The organism is Glutamicibacter sp. NPDC087583 (assembly GCF_044743685.1).
Lineage (GTDB): Bacteria > Actinomycetota > Actinomycetes > Actinomycetales > Micrococcaceae > Glutamicibacter.
Window position 1 is genome coordinate 15494 of sequence record NZ_JBIUWY010000003.1, and the last position, 16219, is coordinate 31712.

The following is a 16219-nucleotide window of genomic DNA, read 5'->3' on the forward strand; positions in this document are numbered from 1 at the left end:
ATGCTCCTGCTCTCGGATTCTGGTTCATTAATTGCTGTTGAAAGTGATGGAGTTGCGCAGGATCCTGCCCTGCGGCGGGGCCATGAGGTGCGCCAGCTCGCGGGCCGGGCGCGGCGCGGCGACCAGGGAATCCCAGTCGTAGAGATCCCGCGTTGCCATCAGGAAGGCAATGGCCTGCTGCAGGTGACGTGGCTCGTAGTTGTGCACGCCGGTGATGCCCAGCAGGAAGCGGACCACGCGTTCGGGATCCACGCACAAGGCGGGGCCGGGGGAGACCGAACCGGCTACGACCAAGCGCCCGCCGACGTCCAGGGCATCCAGTGCCGCGGCCAGCGCAGGCTGCGCTCCGGACAGGTCCACCGCCACGTCGAAGCTGCTGGGCTGCGGCTTGCCGGGGGCTTGCAGGGTGTCCGTGGCCCCGAAGGCCCGGGCCAGTTCCAGACGTCCGGGATTGATGTCGCTGGCCACGACGCTGGCCGCACCGCGCTGGCGGGCCGCCGCGCACGCTACCAATCCGAGCATTCCTGCCCCGCTGACCAGTACGCGTTGCCCGCTCACATCGCCGGCTGCTTCCAGCACCGCCATGACGGTGGCCGTGGCGCAAGCTGCGGGGGCCGCCGCCGCATCCGACAACTCATCGGGCACCGCTACCAGCGTGATCCCTTCGGGCAGGTGGATATGCGAGGCGTAGCCGCCGGATATTCCCCACGGCCCATCCAGGGCTTCGTGCCCGGTCTTGAGCAGGGTGCGGCATTTGGCGCTGCGCCCGGCCAGGCACCGGTCGCAGGCGCCGCAGGACACGGTGACGCTCCAGATGACCCGGTCGCCGATGGACAGGTCCCGGCCCAAGGCGTCCCGGGCTCCGTTCGGGCCGATCGCCACCAAGGTGCCCACTGCCTCGTGGCCCAGGATCGAGGGGCACGCTCCTGTTCGCCGGCCGGTGACCGTATGGGCATCCGAGCCGCACACGGTCGCCAGATCGATTTGGGCGATGGCCTGCGACCCAGTTAGTTCTGGAAGGTCGAATTCGCGGGATTCGAATTCCTGCCCGCCCACCCATATCTGGGCCGTGGTTTTCAGGCGAGTAGCTTGCGCATCCATGCGGAGAGCCTTTCGATGAGGAAGACCAGCACGAAGATGATCAGGATGATCGTGCCGGCCACGTTGAAGTTCAGGGTGCGGACCGATTCCATGAGCAGGAAGCCGATGCCGCCGGCGCCCACGATGCCCAGCACCGTTGAAGTGCGGATGTTGACATCCAGCATGTACATCCAGTGGCCCACCAATTGCGGCAGGGCCTGCGGGATCACCGCGCCCAGCAGCTGGTCCCACCAGCCGCCGCCCACGGCCCGGACTGCTTCCAGCGGGCCGGCGGAGATCTCCTCGATGGAATCCGCCACCAGCTTGCCCAGGAAGCCGATGGTTCCCACTGCCAGCGCCATGGCTCCGGCCATCGGGCCGAGGCCGATGGCGGCCACGAAGACTACCGCGAGGATCAATTCCGGGATCGCGCGCACGACCAGGATCAGCCCGCGGCTGAGCGCATAGAGCGTGCGCGACGGTGCGACATTGGAAGCGGCCAGGATGCCAACTGGAATGGCCAGCAGCGCGCCAGCCACCGTGGAAACCACTCCAATGGACAGCGTTTCGAGCACCGCGGTGAACAGCAGCTCCTCCATCCCTTCGATGGAGGGCGGCAGCAGCTTGCCGAACACTGCCAGCAGTTCATTGAACTGCAAGAACGGGGCCAGCGGGTTGATCCGCAGGTGGATGAAGGAATAGCAGGTGGCGGCCAGGACCAGCAGCCCGGCCAGCAGGCGGGCGGAGCGCTCGCCGGTCATCGGGCCCAGCAGGACGGAATCGGCGGCTGGCAGCTTCGGCGCCGGACCGGTGTTCGGCGGGTTCAGCAGGGTCCGGCGCAGCAGCACGGAGAGGATTTCCATGCCGGCGATAACCAGCAGGATGATCAACACGATGCCCATGGCGCTTTCGTACATCAGCCCACGCAAGGCATCCTGCAGGGCGAAGCCGATGCCGCCGGCGCCGACGAAGCCGAGCACTACCGAGGTGCGCAAATTGATGTCCACGCGGTAGATGAAGGTGCCCAGCCAGGCCGGGATGACCTGCGGAAGCACGCCCATGAGCAGTTCGCCCAGGCGGGAGGCCCCGGTGGAGCGTACCGCTTCGCGCGGCCCGGCGTCCGTGGCCTCGATGGCATCGGCGAAGAGCTTGGCCATCATGCCTACCGAGTGCAGGCCCAGGGCCAGGATGCCCGGCAGCACGCCGATGCCCAGGGCGCGGACGAACAGCACCGCGAAGACCAGGTCCGGGATGGCGCGGCACAGGGTGATGATCCCTCGTGCGGCACGCTGCACTGCTGGGTGCGGGGAAGTGTTCGAGGCAGCCAGGAAGGCCAGCGGAATGGAGATGGCGGTGGCCAGTACGGTGCCCAGCAACGCCATCATCAGGGTTTCCAGCAGCAGTTCGCTGATGCGAGGAGGGTCGCTGAGCTCCGGTGGGAGCATGCGGCCCAGCAGGTTCAGCACATCGCCGAAGCCGCCGCCCAGGGCCGCCACGTCGAACTCGATCTTCCGGGCGCTGGCCAAAGTCAGCGGGATGAGCGCTGCTAGCAGTATCCAGAAGGTGATCTTCTCGCGGCCGGCGCGCGGCAGCAGCACTTCGCCTTCCGGGCGCTCGGCGCGCGTGGTTGATGCCGGAGGATGCGGTGAGGTCTTCAAGGTCATTGTGCCGCGGCCTGCCCGGTAGGTTCCAGCTGCTGGTAAATCTCCAGCACACGGTCCTTATCCAGTTCCGAGGCCCGGGCGTCCAGCACCTTTTCGCCGTTGCGCAGGCCGACGATGCGGTCTGCCCACTGCAGTGCGAGATCTACCTGGTGCAAGGTGCACACCACGGTGATCTTGTTTTCCAGGCAGACCTGGAATAGCAGATCCATGACGTTGGCCGAGTTCTGCGGATCAAGCGAGGCCACCGGTTCATCGGCCAGGATGACCGCTGGCTTCTGCATCAGGGCGCGGGCAATGGCAACGCGCTGCTGCTGGCCGCCGGAAAGGGAATCAGCGCGTTGGAAAGCCAGTTCGCCCAAACCGACGCGCTCCAGGTAGCCCAGTGCTTCGCGGCGCTGGGACTTGGAATAGCTCAGAAGCCCGTAGCGCGGCCCGCGGATGCGCCCGGCGGCACCGATCAGCACATTTTCCAGGCAGGTCAGGCGGCCCACCAGGTTGAAGTGCTGGAAGATGAACCCGACCTTGGCACGCAGGGCGCGCAGCTTGCGGGATGGGGCCTTATGCAGCTCGGTGCCCAGCACAGTGGCTTCACCGGAGGTAATCGAGTGCAATCCGTTCAGGCAGCGCAGCAAGGTGGACTTGCCTGAGCCGGACAGGCCAAGCAACACAGTCAATTCGCCCTTGGCGATGCTCAGGTCAACACCCTTCAACGCAGGGGCGTCGCCGAAGCTCTTGGCTAGGGCAGTAGTGCGGATTGCGGTGTTGTCAGCTGCCATGGTGCCCGTTCCTAAAGTTTGCGCAGGGGATTGGACGAGGCTCATGACTGGCACTTCTCGGACTTGGTCGAGGTGCAGACGCTGCGGATGCCGTCATAGTCCTTGTCGGTGGCCGGAACAACGCCCCAGGCATGCTCGCCGGTGATCAGGCAATCCTCATCGTTGCAGTAGCCCTGGGATTCGAAGTAGTCGGCGTTGGCCTTCTCGGTGAACAGCTCGGTGAGCTTGGCGGTGGTTTCCTCGCCCAGCGAGTTGCGCACGGCGAAGACCGAGCCAGGGATCATTTCCGAGGTCCAGACCGATTTCAGGTCTCCCTCGGCCAGTTCTCCGGAGCCGGGCAGGGTTTCTTCAATCATTGACTGCATGGAGAAGCCGACTTCGCAGTCGCCGTTCTTCACGGCCAGCGCCGAGGCGTCGTGGCCGCCAGCGTAGATCGGCTTGAGCGCGGCGCTGACATCCGATTCCTTGCCGCTGGCGATCACGCCTTCTTCAATCAGGCCGGCCGACGGGTAGAGGAAACCGGAGGTGGAACCGGGATCCACGAAGCAAGTGTCCCTGCCGGAGAAGTCCGCAAGGGAGGTGACCTCGTCGTTGCCGCCTTGGGTGATGCCCAGCGAGTAATAGCCCGAGGCTTCGCCCTTCTTACCCGCCAATGCACCCAATGGCTTGATATCAGCCTCGTTGGTGGTGGCAATGACATATGAGAAGGGGCCCAGGAAGGCGATATCCACGCGGTCTGCAATCAACCCCTCGACTATGCCCGCATAGTCGCTGGCTTGCTGCAGTTTCACTTCGGCGCCTGTTTCGGCTTCAAGCATCTGGATCAGCGGCTCGTAGGTTCCGGTGAGATCGGCGGAGTTCTCATTTGGGATGGCGCCGATGACGATTTCGGCAGGGAATCCCGATTCGGTAGTGGCAGATTCTGCCGGGGAGCAGGCGGCCAAGGTGGTGGCGGCCAGAAGGGCAGTGGTGGCCAGTGCGAGTTTGCGTTTCATGGATGGGTACCTGTTCCAAGAAGAGTGTTTGGGGCGAAGCATGGTTGATCTTTCTTTTCCAGCATGCTGGCTCCAAGAGATATTTGTCTAGACAGATTGGCGTAGTTTGGGCAATGTTCACCTAAGGTTTATTCGCTGGATTCATAAGGAATTTCGAGGATTCTGCGCTACCCTTATGTCATGTCAACAGAAGCCACCTATCTCAAGCTGTCCCAGCAGATTATGGAACAGTACCAGGACCTGCCATCGCATCTTCCGTTGCCCTCCGAACACGATCTGGGCAACCGCTTTGGGGTGAATCGGCAGACCATTAGGGCAGCATTGGACGAGTTGGAACGCCGTTGGCTGATCCGCCGGGTTAAGGGCAGTGGCTCATTTCGCACCCGTCGCTATGAATACCGCATCGGGCCGGAGCTCGCCCCGTCCTTCACCAAGACCGTGCGCTCAGCAGGAGGAGAGCCGCGCACCGAGAACGCCAAGCCCTTCACCCGCCCGGCAAACGCCACGGAACGTGAAATTCTGGCCCTGCCGGCTAACGCGCAAGTGGCAGTGCTCAACCGGGTGCGCTTCATTGACGGGGCTGCCGTCAGCACGGCCACCTCTGTGCTGCCCGCCGCGCGCGTGCCCAAGCTTGCCTCGGTGCTGGAGGCCGATGAATCCCTGGACGCAGTTCTGCGCAGGCATTACAACTACCAGCCGGTGCGCCAATGGAGCCAGAGCCGGTTGTCCTCTCCACCCGAAGAAATCTGTGCCGTGCTGAAGCTGCGCGGACGCCCGCCGCAGATCCTGCTCAGGGGCCTGGTGAGCTGCGCTGGCAGCGGTGCCCGGCTGGAGTATGTGGAAAGCTACCTGAAACCGGACGTCTTCGACGTGGTGACAGAGGTAGGCAAATGGTAGAAAGCTACACCCTCGGCCATGTGCGCCTGCTGGCCGAGCACGGAGTGCTGGATGACCAGCTGATCAGCGTGGTCGATGGGCGGATCGAGGAAATCCGCGATCACCGCGCGGGCTTGGGCGCGGATATCGATGGCCGCGGGCAGCTGTGCCTGCCCGGAATCGTTGATCTGCATAGCGATGCCCTTGCACGCGAATACCGCCCCCGGCCCGGGGCCAGGCTTCCGGTGGACATTGCCATGCAGGCCGCCGAGGGGAATCTGCTGGCCGCCGGCGTAACCACCGCATTCCATGCAGTGTCCTTCCAAGCGAAGTCCCCGGTCGGCTTGCCCATTGGTTCGCCCAACGCCCCGGAAATCCGCGAGGCCATCCGCGGCTACACGAACCCGCGGATGGACCATCGGGTGCTGCATCGGCTGGATGTGCGCTGCCGCGAGGGCCTGGGGATGCTGCGCCGGGTGCTGGAGCCTGATCAGGTTCCGCTGGTTTCCTATGAAGACCACACCCCAGGACAAGGCCAATACCGCGATCGCACGGTGATGGAACGCTGGTTGCGCGAGGCGCAGCACATGGATCCGCAACGGGCAGCAGCGCACGTTGACCAGTTGGTGGCGGAGCGTGACCAGCAGCTTCCGTTCAAGGAGGAAACCTTGACGTGGCTGGGCGAGGCCGCCGGAGACGGTGAGATCCGCCTGATGGGCCATGACCCGGTGACGCCGGCGGAAATTGATGCGCTGGTTGCGCGCAATGCGGTGATCGCCGAATTCCCGACAACGCTCGAAGCTGCCGTCCATGCCACCCAGCAGGGGATTGCGACCGTGGCCGGGGCGCCGAATATTCTGCTCGGCAAATCCCACTCGGGAAACGTGGCAGCCATCGACTTGGCCCAGGCCGGGGCGTTGGGCATCTTGGCTTCGGATTACTTGCCATCGAGCATGCTGATGGCGGCCTATGCCTTGGCGCAGACGGGGCTGCTGGCACCTTTGGATGCCATGCGCCTGATCACCGAGAACCCGGCCCGAGCCGCTGGACTCGATGACCGGGGTGTGGTGGCTGCGGGGTACCGCGCCGATCTGGTGCTCTGTGCGGAGGTGAACGAGCGTCCCCGAGTGATGCGTACCCTGAGCGCATAATAATCAGGGCAGCCAGGACGCACCGCAGTACCCCGGACGTTGGAAACCGGGGAAAGTCAGGGCCAGTCGGTTGGTTCGGAGCCCGCTGCGTTCTCGGCTCGGTCAGCCTTTAATGCCGTTGGTATCCGGTGCTTGTCGAGTTGGATGGTCCCGGAGGGACAAAGGTGCCCGGTCTCCTGGACAGCCTGCCAGTCCGCTTGAGACGGCTGATATTGCAGCAACTCGACGAATCCGCCATTCTCCCCGGGATTGCGGGTCATGCGGGGAGCGACAAGTGCGCAAATCCCTGATGCGACGTGCATGCTTTGGAGCGCGCTGAATTTCATTGCTTGTCCTTGCCAATGGGCGAGCCGGGGTCTAGGAACCGGCTGCCGTGGGCCCGACGCTAATGCATTAGGCTGGCGAACATCTTCAAGCGCAGCGCCTTGGCGGTGGCCATGTGCGCCTGGATGAGTCCGCTGGCCTTGGCGCTGTCGCGCTCGCGGATGTTGTCCACGATGCACTGGTGCTCCTCCAGCGCTTCGGTCCACCGCGAGCCGACCGAGAGCGTGGATGTCGGGGCATGGATCTGGTGGGTGGCCAGTCGCTCCAGCAGATCCTCCAGCACCGGGTTATGAGCGGCGCGCCAGAGCGCGCGGTGGAACTCGATGTTGGTGGCCAAGCGGGTGGCGTCATCTGGTTCGGACAGTGCGCGGTCCCGGTCAACCAGGGCCTGCAGCCGCATGAGGTCCACTTCGGTGCGCACCGAGGCGGCTTCCTGGGCGGCCTGGCCCTCGAGCAGGATGCGCAGGTCGTAGACCTGCATGATCTGCTCGGGGTCGATTTCCTTGACGAAAAGACCGCGGGCGCGGCGTTCCAGCAACCCTTCATGCAGCAGGCGGGTCAGGGCTTCGCGCACCGGGGTGCGGGAAACTCCAAAGCGTTCTGCCAGGGCGACCTCGCGCAGGGCATCCCCGGGCTGGAATGCGCCTTGCAGCAAGTCGTCCTTGAGCTGGGCATGGATTGAATCCGAATCGAGCTTGGCCATGATCCCCATTCTCGTCTAAGGCTGGATGGCGGGTAAAACCATTGTTCCGCCAGTACAGGCGTACTGGCGGAACAATGGGATTTAGTACTTAGGCAAGGTTACCGGCACGCCGGCCGAAGACCACACCGGCAGCCAGGCCGGAACCGCCCGGGTAGTTGGCCGAGAACAGGCCGCCGAGCATTTCGCCGCAGACGTACAGGCCTTCGATGATCTCGCCGTTCTCGTCCAGCACCTGGCCGTCGGTGTTGCCCTTCAGGCCACCGAAGGTGAAGGTGATGCCGCAGGTGACCGGGTAGGCGTAGAACGGGCCGGTCTCCAGCGGGTTGGCCCAGTTGCTCTTGGGGGGAGTCACCTTCGCGGCGCGCCCATCGAGCACGTTCGGGTCGTAGGCGATGGAGGTGTCGATGGAAGCATTGAATTCCGAGACGGTCTTGGACAGCGCCGCTGGATCCACGCCGATCTTCTGCGCCAATTCCTCAACGGTGTCGGCGATGACCTCGGAGATCTCCGGCATCTCGTACTCTTCGGCGCGCAGCATCGGACGCAGCGAAGCGTCGAAGACCTGGTAGGCGATGGAGTCCGGCTGCTGCAAGATGACCTTGCCGTACTTGGCGTAGGTCAGGTTGCGGAAGTCCGCGCCCTCATCCAGGAAGCGCTCGCCGCGGTTGTTCACGATGATCCCCAGCGGGTAGGACTGGCGGGTCAGGCGGTTGGTCAGCTCGCGGTTTGATTCGTTCTTCGGGGTCAGCGCGTCCCATTGGACCGAGTGGCAGGTGCTCCAGTCCCCGCCCTTGGCGGCGCCGATTTCCAGGCCGGCGGCCAGCATCTCGCCATTGTTGAATGGGGTGCCGCGGACCTTGGCGTTCTGCCAGCCTTCGCCCAGGTGCTCCTGGCGCCATTGCGGGCTGGATTCGAAGCCGCCAGCGCCGAGGATGACCGACTCGGCGCGCAGTTCCTGCTCTTCGCCGTTGGCGCGGACCTTGACGCCCACCACCTTGCCCTCTTCCACGATCAGGCCGTAGACGTCCTGCTCGAAACGGACTTCGGTGCCCAGCTTCTGGGCTACTTCCAGGTGGTCCTTCATCAGGCCTTCGCCGCCGTCGACGTTGCCCACGTGCAGGCCGCCCCAGAACAGGTAGCCGCCCTCGGGGGTCTTGTAGGTCTGGCGTTCGTACATCAGCCGGTACTTCAGGCCCAGGGATTTGAGCCAGCGCAGGCCGGGTGCTGCTTCCTTGACCAGGACTTCGGTCATTTCCTTGTCGTTGCGGCCTTCGGTTACCTTGGCGATGTCGCCGGCGTAGTCGGCCTCGGAGTAGGGCGGAACTTCGGAGAGCGGGTGGCGCTCATCGAATTCGACCAGGTCCTGCAGGTCTTCCAGGCCGTTGTGCGCGATGCGGGTTGCGCCTGCGGTGTAGTAGCTGTTGCCGCCGAACTGGTCGCGGGGTGCCTTCTCCAGGAGCAGTACCTTGCGGCCGCGGGTCACTGCTGCGTGCGCTGCGGTGAAGGCAGCGTTGCCGCCGCCGACCACGATGACGTCTGCGACGTTGGCAGCGGTTTCCTGAGCATGGGTTGTCATGGGATGACCTTTCGGAAATTAAGACGTGGGAAAACGTGGATCCGAAATTAGTGTATACACTAATGTGCATTAAAAGCCAGTGAAGTGCAGGAAATTTAGCCGACCCACGAATACCGGTGCTCGGGACGGCCTGCCGAACCGTAGCGCGGACGCAGCTGGGCCTTGCCCGCCGTGACCAGGAAGTCCAGGTAGCGCCGGGCACTGACCCGTGAGATCCCGCAAATTTCGGCAACCTCCAAGGAAGACAAGGTGCCATCCGGATGGCCCGGTGCGCTGCGCAAGGCTTCTCCGACCAGCGCCATGGTCGGTGCGGTGAAGCCCTTGGGCAACCGCTCGGTTTGCGCGCCGGTAACGGCCCCGGGTGCCAGTTCGAGGACTTCGGGGATCCTGGCATCCCCTCGTCCACTGGCGGCCTGGAGCAGCTGGTCGATCTCGGCCTGGCCCAGCTCGTCGATCTGCTCCTCTGGCTGCGCCACCGCTTCGGGCTGCTCCGAAACGCGTTGGGCATAGAGCGCCAGGCGCTGCTTGAACTCGTCCACGGTGAAGGGCTTGACCAGATAATCCTCGACGCCGTGGCCTACTGCTTGGCGCACCGCATCGCGTTCATTGTTGGCGGTAATCATGATGACGTGCGCGTCGGACCCAGCCGCACGCAGCTGGGCCAATACTTCCAGCCCGGTCAGATCCGGCAGGTGCACATCGAGCAAGACCAGATCCACCTGCCCGGACTGCACAAAGGGAACCACGCCGGAACCGCGCTCCAGCACGCCGACCACTTCAAAATGCTCCATGCCCTGCAGGTAGCGGCGGTGCAGCCCGGCCACTGCGAAGTCGTCATCGACCACGAGTGTCTTAATCATTGAAGTAATCTCCTTGCACGGGAACGGGAATGCTCTGCTTAACCATAGGGCGCTTCGACGGAGGCCAGGCGGCAATGACCTCGGCTCCGCCCAGATCACTGGACCCGAACTTCAGCACGCCACCGCGCCGGGTCCGGATGCGGTCAACCAGGGCCAAGCCGATGCCCCGTCCGTGGACTGCCCCCGGCGCCCCGGTTTTGCTGCTGTAGCCAAGCTGCACCAGGCGGGCCGCGTCGCCTTCCTTGATGCCCGGGCCGGAATCGCTGACCGCGATGCGCATGCCGGTGGGCCCGGCGTTCAAGTGCAATGACACCACGCCGCCATCACCGGCGGCCTCGATGGCGTTGGCCAGCAGGTTCGAGGCGACGGTGATGGCATCGTCGTCAATCGCGGTTCCGGGCACCACCGCGGAGAACGGGTGCAGTTCCAGCCGGACCCCGGCTTCGCTGGCCACGGCCTGCTTGGCAACGAATAGCGCTGACAGGGTGGGGTCGCCCAGGTGCGTTTCCGGATGCTCGCCGCGAGCGCCGGAGAAACGCTGGATATGCTCCTTGGCTTCTTCGTATTCGCCGATGGACATCAGCCCCGAGAGCAGGTGCAAGCGGTTGGTGAATTCGTGGGCCTGGGCGCGCAGCGTATCGGCCAAGGACCTCTGGCCGCGCAACTCGCGCAAGGTCTCTTCCAGTTCGGTGTGGTCGGTCAAGGTCAGGGTGCGTCCATAGTGCTTGGGTCCCAGCATCGCCTCGCGGCGGGTGGCGATCAGCACACGCTCTCCGGAGAGCACGTTCTGCACCGATTCGGCCTCGGGGGAATCGCTGCGCAGCAGGTCCACCAGGCTCTGGTCCAGGACCTCTTCGGCTTGCTGGCCCACGGCGTCTTCGGGAAGATCCAGCAGCCGGCGCGCTTCGCCGTTGACCAAGGTGAGCCGGCCATTGCCATCCACGCCCAGCACGCCATCGCTGACTCCGTAGAGCACGGCCTGCTGCGCCTGCTTCAGCGAATCCACCTCTTCGGGGTCAACCCGGTAGATCCTGCGAATGGCCCGTTCCACCAGCGCGGCCGCCAGGGAGCCGATGGCCACGGCCAGGATAATCCACGGCGCGAACGCCCAGACGATATCAACCAGGCTGGCGCGCACCTTGCTTTGCAGGATGCCCACGGAGATGGTGCCAACAATCTTCCCCTCCTCGAAGACCGGTTGCTTCACCCGCAGGGTGACGCCCAGGGGGCCTTCCTCCACGCCCCTGAAGGTTTCGCCGTTGCGGATGGATTCATGATCCGAGGAAACCGGCTGGCCGATGGACCCGGGATCGGGGTGGGCCACGCGGATGCCGTTCAGATCGGCAATGGTCACATAGTCCACTCCGGATGCCGATTCGGCCAGGTGGGCCAGCGGGGCGACGACTTCGGCTGCGTTTTCGGGATCTTTTGCCAGCGCGTGGCCAATCGGGGCCAGCTGGGCCGTTTCCTCGGCCACCAGGGCGACGCGGCTGAAAGCGCTGTCCTCCACCCGGTTGATCTCGAAGCGCATCACGATCACCGAAACTGCCAGCAGCGTGATCAGCACGATGGCTAATTGCAGGAACAGGATGCGAACGCGGAAGCGCTGGCTGTTCTTTATCCATTGCATGGTGGACCCGCTTGCTCCCGTTGTTTTTATTTTCTTAATTGCCCGTTATGACCAGAACCGCATTCCCGGTGTGTTTCGGCTCACTTTGACTGCACACTGGGAAAGGCCGCACCGGGAATCGGTGAGGTGAATCACTAACAATGAGGTTACGGAAAATGGTGAGCAAACGCATCTTGAGCCGGTCCCTGTACGGCGTTGTCGTCGTGGCGGTAGCGGGACTCGCATTCACCAACGCGGCAGCGTCGGGCGGAGAGTCCTCGGCGCGGAACAAGTTGGTCATCATGGCCCCTGCCTCGCCCGGCGGCGGCTGGGACGGCTTCGCCCGTGAAGCCCAGCAGGCACTGAAGTCCATCGGCGCAGTGAACAACGTGCAGGTCACGAACATCCCCGGAGCTGGCGGCACCATCGGCTTGAGCCAATTCGTGCAGATGACCGGGCGCCACGACATGCTCATGGCCACCGGCGGGGTGATGATCGGCGCCATCGAGCTGGCCAACTCCGAGGCCACCATGAAGGACGTGGAGCTGATCGCGCGCATGTCTGATGACTACGCGGTGCTGGTAGTGCCGGCCAAGTCCGAGATCAAGACCCTGGACGAGTTCATCGCGGCCTGGAAGAAGGACCCGGGGAAAACCTCGATTGCCGGCGGTTCGCTGGGTTCGATTGACCACCTGCTCACCGGTGCGGTGGCCCAGGAAGTGGGCATCGACCCGTCCAAGGCCAACTACATCGCCTACTCCGGCGGCGGCGAGGCACTGACCTCGATGCTGGCAGGCACCACCGTTGGCGGCATGTCCGGCTACAACGAAGTAGCTGACCAGATCGAGGCCGGAAACCTGCGGGCGCTGGCCATCTCCTCCGAAGAACGGCTGCCGGGGGTCGACGTCCCGACCTTCAAGGAACAGGGAGTTGACGCGGTCATGGCCAACTGGCGCGGCTTCGTCGGTGCCCCGGGCATCACCGAAGAGGACAAGCAGGTCTTCGTGGACATGGTCCACGAAATCCATGAATCCGAGCAGTGGAAAGATGCGCTGGAGCGCAACAACTGGACCGACAGCTTCATGATCGGCAAGGAATTCGAAGACTACGTGGACAGCGAAATCGAAGTCACGGAACAAATCGTCAAGGGACTGGGACTATGAGCATTCAAGCACCCCAAGCAACAGAAGGCACCGGCAACGGCACCGGCACCCGCCGTAACGCCGCCCCTGCCCAGAACTTCTTCAGCGGGCGCAGCGAACTGATCGTCCCGGCTCTGGTACTGGCCCTGGCGGTCTTCCTGACCTGGCAGACCGCCACCATGGAGGTACTGGGCAAGTCGGTCCCCGGCCCGCAGTTCTTCCCGACCATTGTGTGCGTGCTGCTCTACGGTGTGGTCATCGCCCACACCATCCAGATTTTCCGCTCCCCGCGTGGCGGCGCAGCCGCGCCGGCCGCGGAAGAAAAGCAGTACAAGACCCAGTCGGACTGGAAGACCATGGGCATGGTGGTTGCCGGCGTCATCGGCTTCATCCTGATCCTGCCCTACGCCGGCTGGATCATCAGCGCGGCAGCCCTGTTCTGGGTCGTTGCCCGCGCACTGGGCAGCAAGAAAGCGCTATTCGACGTGAGTATTGCACTGCTCTTCTCTTGCGTGATCCAGCTGGCTTTCAACGCCGGACTGGGATTGAACCTGCCTGCGGGATTCCTGGAAGGACTGCTCTAGATGGAACAGCTCAATCTGCTGCTTGAGGGATTCTCAAACGCACTGACCCCAATGAACTTGCTGTGGGTGCTGCTTGGCGCCCTGCTGGGCACCGCCGTAGGCGTGCTGCCCGGCCTGGGCTCGGCAATGGCCGTGGCGCTGCTGCTGCCTATTACCTTCTCGCTGGATCCCACCGCGGCATTCATCATGTTCGCCGGCGTCTACTATGGCGGGCTGTTCGGCGACTCCACCTCGGGCATCCTGCTCAATACGCCGGGCAATTCCTCGGCGATCGCCTCGACCTTCGAAGGCCACCGGATGGCCCGCAGCGGCCTGGCCGCCAAGGCCCTGGCAACTGCGGCCATGGGTGCCTTCATAGGCGGCCTGCTGGCCACCACCGTCGTGGTGTTCTTCGCCCCGACCCTGGTCAAGCTGGCCACCGCTTTCGGTCCGGCTGAATACTTCGCGCTGGCGGTCTTCGCCTTCCTTGCAATCTCCTCGGTGGTTTCCGATTCGATCGTCAAGGGCCTGGTGGCCCTGGGCATCGGACTGGTCTTGGCCATGGTCGGGGTGGATGGGCCTTCGGGAACCATCCGCTACACCCTGGGCCTGCCGCAGCTCTTCGACGGCATCTCCATTGTGGTGATCACCGTGGGCCTGCTGGCCCTGGGCGAAGTGCTGCACATTGCCTCGCGCATCCACCGCGATCCGGAAGCTGTGAAAATCAAGCCAAGCGGCCGTCCGCGCCTGCACCGCCACGACATCAAGAAGGCCCTGCCGGCATGGCTGCGCGGTACCGCTTTCGGCCTGCCTTTCGGCATCATCCCTGCTGGCGGTTCCGAGGTGCCGACCTTCTTGGCCTACGGCACCGAAAAGCGCCTGGCCAAGCGCCGCGGCGATATCGAATTCGGCCAGATCGGTTCCATCCGAGGCGTGGCTGCTCCGGAAGCCGCTGGCAATGCCACCGCCGGCACCGCCATGGGCGCCTTGCTGGCCCTGGGCCTGCCCACCAGTGCTACCGCGGCCATCATGATCGCCGCCTTCCAGCAGTACGGCATGCAGCCAGGCCCGCTGCTGTTCGAACGCAGCGGCCCCATGGTGTGGACCCTGCTGGCCTCGCTGTTCATCGGACTAGTGATCCTGCTGGTCATGAACATGCAGTTCGCGGTGCTGTGGGCCAAGCTGCTGCTGGTCCCGCGCCACTACCTGTACGCAGGCATTACCGTGCTCTCGGTCCTCGGCGTCTACGCCATCAGCGCCGCGCTGCTGGATCTGTGGATCCTGCTGGGTGTGGGACTGGTTGGATTCGTGATGCGTCGCTACGAGATCCCCTTGGCTCCGGTTCTGATTGCAGTGATCCTCGGCCCGCTGGCCGAAACAGAACTGCGCCGTGCACTGACCGTCTCGGAAGGCGACGCGGGCATCCTGGTTTCCAGCGGAATCACGATTACCCTGTACTCGATCCTCGCACTGACGCTGGCATTCACCGCCTACAAGCACGTGCGTGCTAGCAAGAAGGCCAAGGAAGATGCCCAGCTGATCAACGCCTGATCATCTCCTTTACAGCAAAGCACAGCACAGCACAGCAGGCCTTGCCGCCTCTACCGCGGCAAGGCCTGCTGTGCGCGTTCAAGGCGCATGGCAGCACGGCGACGTCCCGATCCGAAGCCGGCGGCTGGACGCTTCCTGACTGCGGCTTGCCTGCGGTAGCTGCCCAGAGCACAGTGGGCTGTGGACGATGAAAGGAGCATGAATATGCCAGACCTAGCAGGCAAGAAAGTTCTTGCGGCAGTTTCCAACCGCGGAGTCGAGCAGGATGAGCTGAAGAAGCCAGTGGAGCACTTGCGCCAAGCCGGTGCGGAAGTGGTGATCGCGGCCCCGGAGGCCGGCCAGGTCAAGTCGCTGGTCGGCGATTGGGATCTGGGGGAGGTCTTCGAAGCCGGTGAAGCGCTGGCGGCAGTGAACGAACAGGATTTCGACCTGCTGCTGATCCCCGGCGGGACGCTGAATGCCGACAATCTCCGCTTGGATGCCGATGCCCAGCGCATTGCCAAGTCCTTTGCCGGTTCGGGCCGGCCGATCGCTTCCATCTGCCATGGGCCATGGCTGCTGGTGGAAACCGGATTGGCCAAGGGCAAGACCTTGACCTCGTACACCTCGATCAAGACCGATGTCGTCAATGCCGGCGGCACCTGGAAGGACGAACAGGTTTTCCGCTGCCCGGCAAACGGCTTCGTGCTGATTACCTCGCGCAATCCAGGCGACCTCGATGCGTTCAACAGCGCCATTGCCGCGGAGCTCAGCTCCTAGCAATTGGCCGCCAGCCGGCCAAGCCGCCGTCGAAGCCAACCTTCCGGACGGCGGCTTCGCTGCGCTGGGACCAAAGCCCGCCATCCGGGGACTTGGCGAACCAGTGGCACGCCACTACGTTGTGGTTGTCGCGTATTCTCCCACCTGTGGAGGCAGGAACATGGCTGCAGATTATGACGAGGTTCGTCCGGATTTCGCCGCGGCGTCCGAGAAGACGCTCAAGGACGTGCAACAAGCCGATGCCCCCGACGCGAAGAGCGTTGTGGCCGAGCTTGAAGAAACCGACCTTTCCGATGGCGTGGAGCTCCCTGGCGCCATCGTCGAGGAAGAGCTGAGCGTTGAAGTCCCCCCGCAAGCAGCGGATGAGTTCCACTGCGCCAGTTGCTTCACTATCCGCCATCGCAGCCAAGCCGTGCAGAAGACTGGCCTAGGCGCCATCTGCCGCGACTGCGCCAGCGAACTCGCCTAGATTCCTGGGATTCCCAGAATCCCGGCGTTCGGCGATCTAGGCATTCCAAGGCGTTGGGTATGGCGATGACGCTGAGGACTTTGCCATGGTTGCATGGACAAAGCGGGCACCCCGGCATGCC

Annotated in this window: 15 protein-coding genes; 7 read left to right on the top strand and 8 right to left on the bottom strand. The window is 64.0% G+C overall.

The window, feature by feature from the left end; all coding sequences use genetic code 11:
• Positions 1-27: 27 nt before the first annotated feature.
• From ACIOU9_RS09235 to ACIOU9_RS09250, 4 genes are read right to left on the bottom strand one after another with little or no spacing between them, the layout of a single operon-like run.
• Positions 28-1101, bottom strand: a complete 1074-nt coding sequence (locus tag ACIOU9_RS09235) for a zinc-binding dehydrogenase (protein ID WP_402696687.1) — start codon at positions 1099-1101, stop codon at positions 28-30.
• Positions 1077-2744 (bottom strand): phosphonate ABC transporter, permease protein PhnE, encoded by a 1668-nt coding sequence (gene phnE / locus ACIOU9_RS09240; RefSeq protein ID WP_402696689.1) that lies wholly within the window; start codon positions 2742-2744, stop codon positions 1077-1079. Before phnE ends, ACIOU9_RS09235 begins: the two co-directional genes overlap by 25 nt.
• Positions 2741-3520 carry a phosphonate ABC transporter ATP-binding protein gene (phnC, locus tag ACIOU9_RS09245; RefSeq protein WP_402696691.1) on the bottom strand — a complete coding sequence of 260 codons (780 nt, stop codon included), beginning with the start codon at positions 3518-3520 and terminating at the stop codon, positions 2741-2743. The genes phnE and phnC overlap by 4 nt, the downstream gene beginning before the upstream one ends.
• Before the next feature lie 41 nt (positions 3521-3561).
• Complete coding sequence (locus tag ACIOU9_RS09250; RefSeq protein ID WP_402696693.1) at positions 3562-4515, bottom strand: phosphate/phosphite/phosphonate ABC transporter substrate-binding protein; 954 nt, start codon at positions 4513-4515, stop codon at positions 3562-3564.
• A 180-nt stretch (positions 4516-4695) separates the two neighbouring features.
• Between ACIOU9_RS09250 and ACIOU9_RS09255 the strand changes: the two genes are divergently transcribed.
• Both ACIOU9_RS09255 and ACIOU9_RS09260 read left to right on the top strand, forming a co-directional pair.
• The gene (locus ACIOU9_RS09255; protein ID WP_402696694.1) at positions 4696-5412 is read left to right on the top strand and encodes a GntR family transcriptional regulator; all 717 of its coding nucleotides are present in this window, start codon (positions 4696-4698) and stop codon (positions 5410-5412) included.
• Positions 5406-6542 carry an alpha-D-ribose 1-methylphosphonate 5-triphosphate diphosphatase gene (locus ACIOU9_RS09260; RefSeq protein ID WP_402696695.1) on the top strand — a complete coding sequence of 379 codons (1137 nt, stop codon included), beginning with the start codon at positions 5406-5408 and terminating at the stop codon, positions 6540-6542. The genes ACIOU9_RS09255 and ACIOU9_RS09260 overlap by 7 nt, the downstream gene beginning before the upstream one ends.
• Positions 6543-6927: 385 nt before the next feature.
• Here ACIOU9_RS09260 and ACIOU9_RS09265 read toward each other — a convergent pair whose 3' ends face one another.
• The 4 genes from ACIOU9_RS09265 to ACIOU9_RS09280 form a co-directional block, all read right to left on the bottom strand.
• Positions 6928-7569 carry a GntR family transcriptional regulator gene (locus ACIOU9_RS09265; RefSeq protein WP_359198293.1) on the bottom strand — a complete coding sequence of 214 codons (642 nt, stop codon included), beginning with the start codon at positions 7567-7569 and terminating at the stop codon, positions 6928-6930.
• Positions 7570-7657: 88 nt separating this feature from the next.
• A complete protein-coding gene (gene tcuA / locus ACIOU9_RS09270) occupies positions 7658-9145 on the bottom strand; it encodes an FAD-dependent tricarballylate dehydrogenase TcuA (protein WP_359198290.1) in 1488 nt (495 codons plus the stop codon).
• Between the two features lie 95 nt (positions 9146-9240).
• Complete coding sequence (locus tag ACIOU9_RS09275) at positions 9241-10005, bottom strand: response regulator (protein WP_402696697.1); 765 nt, start codon at positions 10003-10005, stop codon at positions 9241-9243.
• Positions 9998-11635, bottom strand: a complete 1638-nt coding sequence (locus ACIOU9_RS09280) for an ATP-binding protein (RefSeq protein ID WP_402696698.1) — start codon at positions 11633-11635, stop codon at positions 9998-10000. Before ACIOU9_RS09280 ends, ACIOU9_RS09275 begins: the two co-directional genes overlap by 8 nt.
• Before the next feature lie 158 nt (positions 11636-11793).
• On the opposite strand from ACIOU9_RS09280, the gene ACIOU9_RS09285 reads away from it, so the two are divergent.
• The 5 genes from ACIOU9_RS09285 (at position 11794) to ACIOU9_RS09305 (ending at position 16098) form a co-directional block, all read left to right on the top strand.
• Positions 11794-12777 (top strand): tripartite tricarboxylate transporter substrate-binding protein, encoded by a 984-nt coding sequence (locus ACIOU9_RS09285; protein WP_332499251.1) that lies wholly within the window; start codon positions 11794-11796, stop codon positions 12775-12777.
• On the top strand, positions 12774-13340 hold the full coding sequence (locus ACIOU9_RS09290) for a tripartite tricarboxylate transporter TctB family protein (protein ID WP_402696700.1): 567 nt from the start codon (positions 12774-12776) through the stop codon (positions 13338-13340). Before ACIOU9_RS09285 ends, ACIOU9_RS09290 begins: the two co-directional genes overlap by 4 nt.
• Positions 13341-14870 (top strand): tripartite tricarboxylate transporter permease, encoded by a 1530-nt coding sequence (locus tag ACIOU9_RS09295; RefSeq protein ID WP_133834760.1) that lies wholly within the window; start codon positions 13341-13343, stop codon positions 14868-14870.
• A gap of 204 nt (positions 14871-15074) precedes the next feature.
• Entirely contained in the window at positions 15075-15629 is a 555-nt protein-coding gene (locus ACIOU9_RS09300) for a type 1 glutamine amidotransferase domain-containing protein (protein WP_105658754.1), read from the top strand.
• 160 nt (positions 15630-15789) lie between these two features.
• Positions 15790-16098, top strand: a complete 309-nt coding sequence (locus ACIOU9_RS09305) for a DUF4193 family protein (protein WP_402696702.1) — start codon at positions 15790-15792, stop codon at positions 16096-16098.
• The last annotated feature ends 121 nt before the right edge of the window (positions 16099-16219 follow it).

What these genes read in the sequence shown, in the direction of transcription:
- ACIOU9_RS09265 (WP_359198293.1), bottom strand. Translation starts at nt 7,569, where the DNA reads ATGGCCAAGCTCGATTCGGATTCAATCCATGCCCAGCTCAAGGACGAC.
- ACIOU9_RS09235 (WP_402696687.1), bottom strand. Translation starts at nt 1,101, where the DNA reads ATGGATGCGCAAGCTACTCGCCTGAAAACCACGGCCCAGATATGGGTG.
- ACIOU9_RS09275 (WP_402696697.1), bottom strand. Translation starts at nt 10,005, where the DNA reads ATGATTAAGACACTCGTGGTCGATGACGACTTCGCAGTGGCCGGGCTG.
- tcuA (WP_359198290.1), bottom strand. Translation starts at nt 9,145, where the DNA reads ATGACAACCCATGCTCAGGAAACCGCTGCCAACGTCGCAGACGTCATC.
- phnC (WP_402696691.1), bottom strand. Translation starts at nt 3,520, where the DNA reads ATGGCAGCTGACAACACCGCAATCCGCACTACTGCCCTAGCCAAGAGC.
- ACIOU9_RS09295 (WP_133834760.1), top strand. Translation starts at nt 13,341, where the DNA reads ATGGAACAGCTCAATCTGCTGCTTGAGGGATTCTCAAACGCACTGACC.
- ACIOU9_RS09300 (WP_105658754.1), top strand. Translation starts at nt 15,075, where the DNA reads ATGCCAGACCTAGCAGGCAAGAAAGTTCTTGCGGCAGTTTCCAACCGC.
- ACIOU9_RS09255 (WP_402696694.1), top strand. Translation starts at nt 4,696, where the DNA reads ATGTCAACAGAAGCCACCTATCTCAAGCTGTCCCAGCAGATTATGGAA.
- ACIOU9_RS09260 (WP_402696695.1), top strand. Translation starts at nt 5,406, where the DNA reads ATGGTAGAAAGCTACACCCTCGGCCATGTGCGCCTGCTGGCCGAGCAC.
- ACIOU9_RS09290 (WP_402696700.1), top strand. Translation starts at nt 12,774, where the DNA reads ATGAGCATTCAAGCACCCCAAGCAACAGAAGGCACCGGCAACGGCACC.
- ACIOU9_RS09305 (WP_402696702.1), top strand. Translation starts at nt 15,790, where the DNA reads ATGGCTGCAGATTATGACGAGGTTCGTCCGGATTTCGCCGCGGCGTCC.
- ACIOU9_RS09250 (WP_402696693.1), bottom strand. Translation starts at nt 4,515, where the DNA reads ATGAAACGCAAACTCGCACTGGCCACCACTGCCCTTCTGGCCGCCACC.
- phnE (WP_402696689.1), bottom strand. Translation starts at nt 2,744, where the DNA reads ATGACCTTGAAGACCTCACCGCATCCTCCGGCATCAACCACGCGCGCC.
- ACIOU9_RS09280 (WP_402696698.1), bottom strand. Translation starts at nt 11,635, where the DNA reads ATGCAATGGATAAAGAACAGCCAGCGCTTCCGCGTTCGCATCCTGTTC.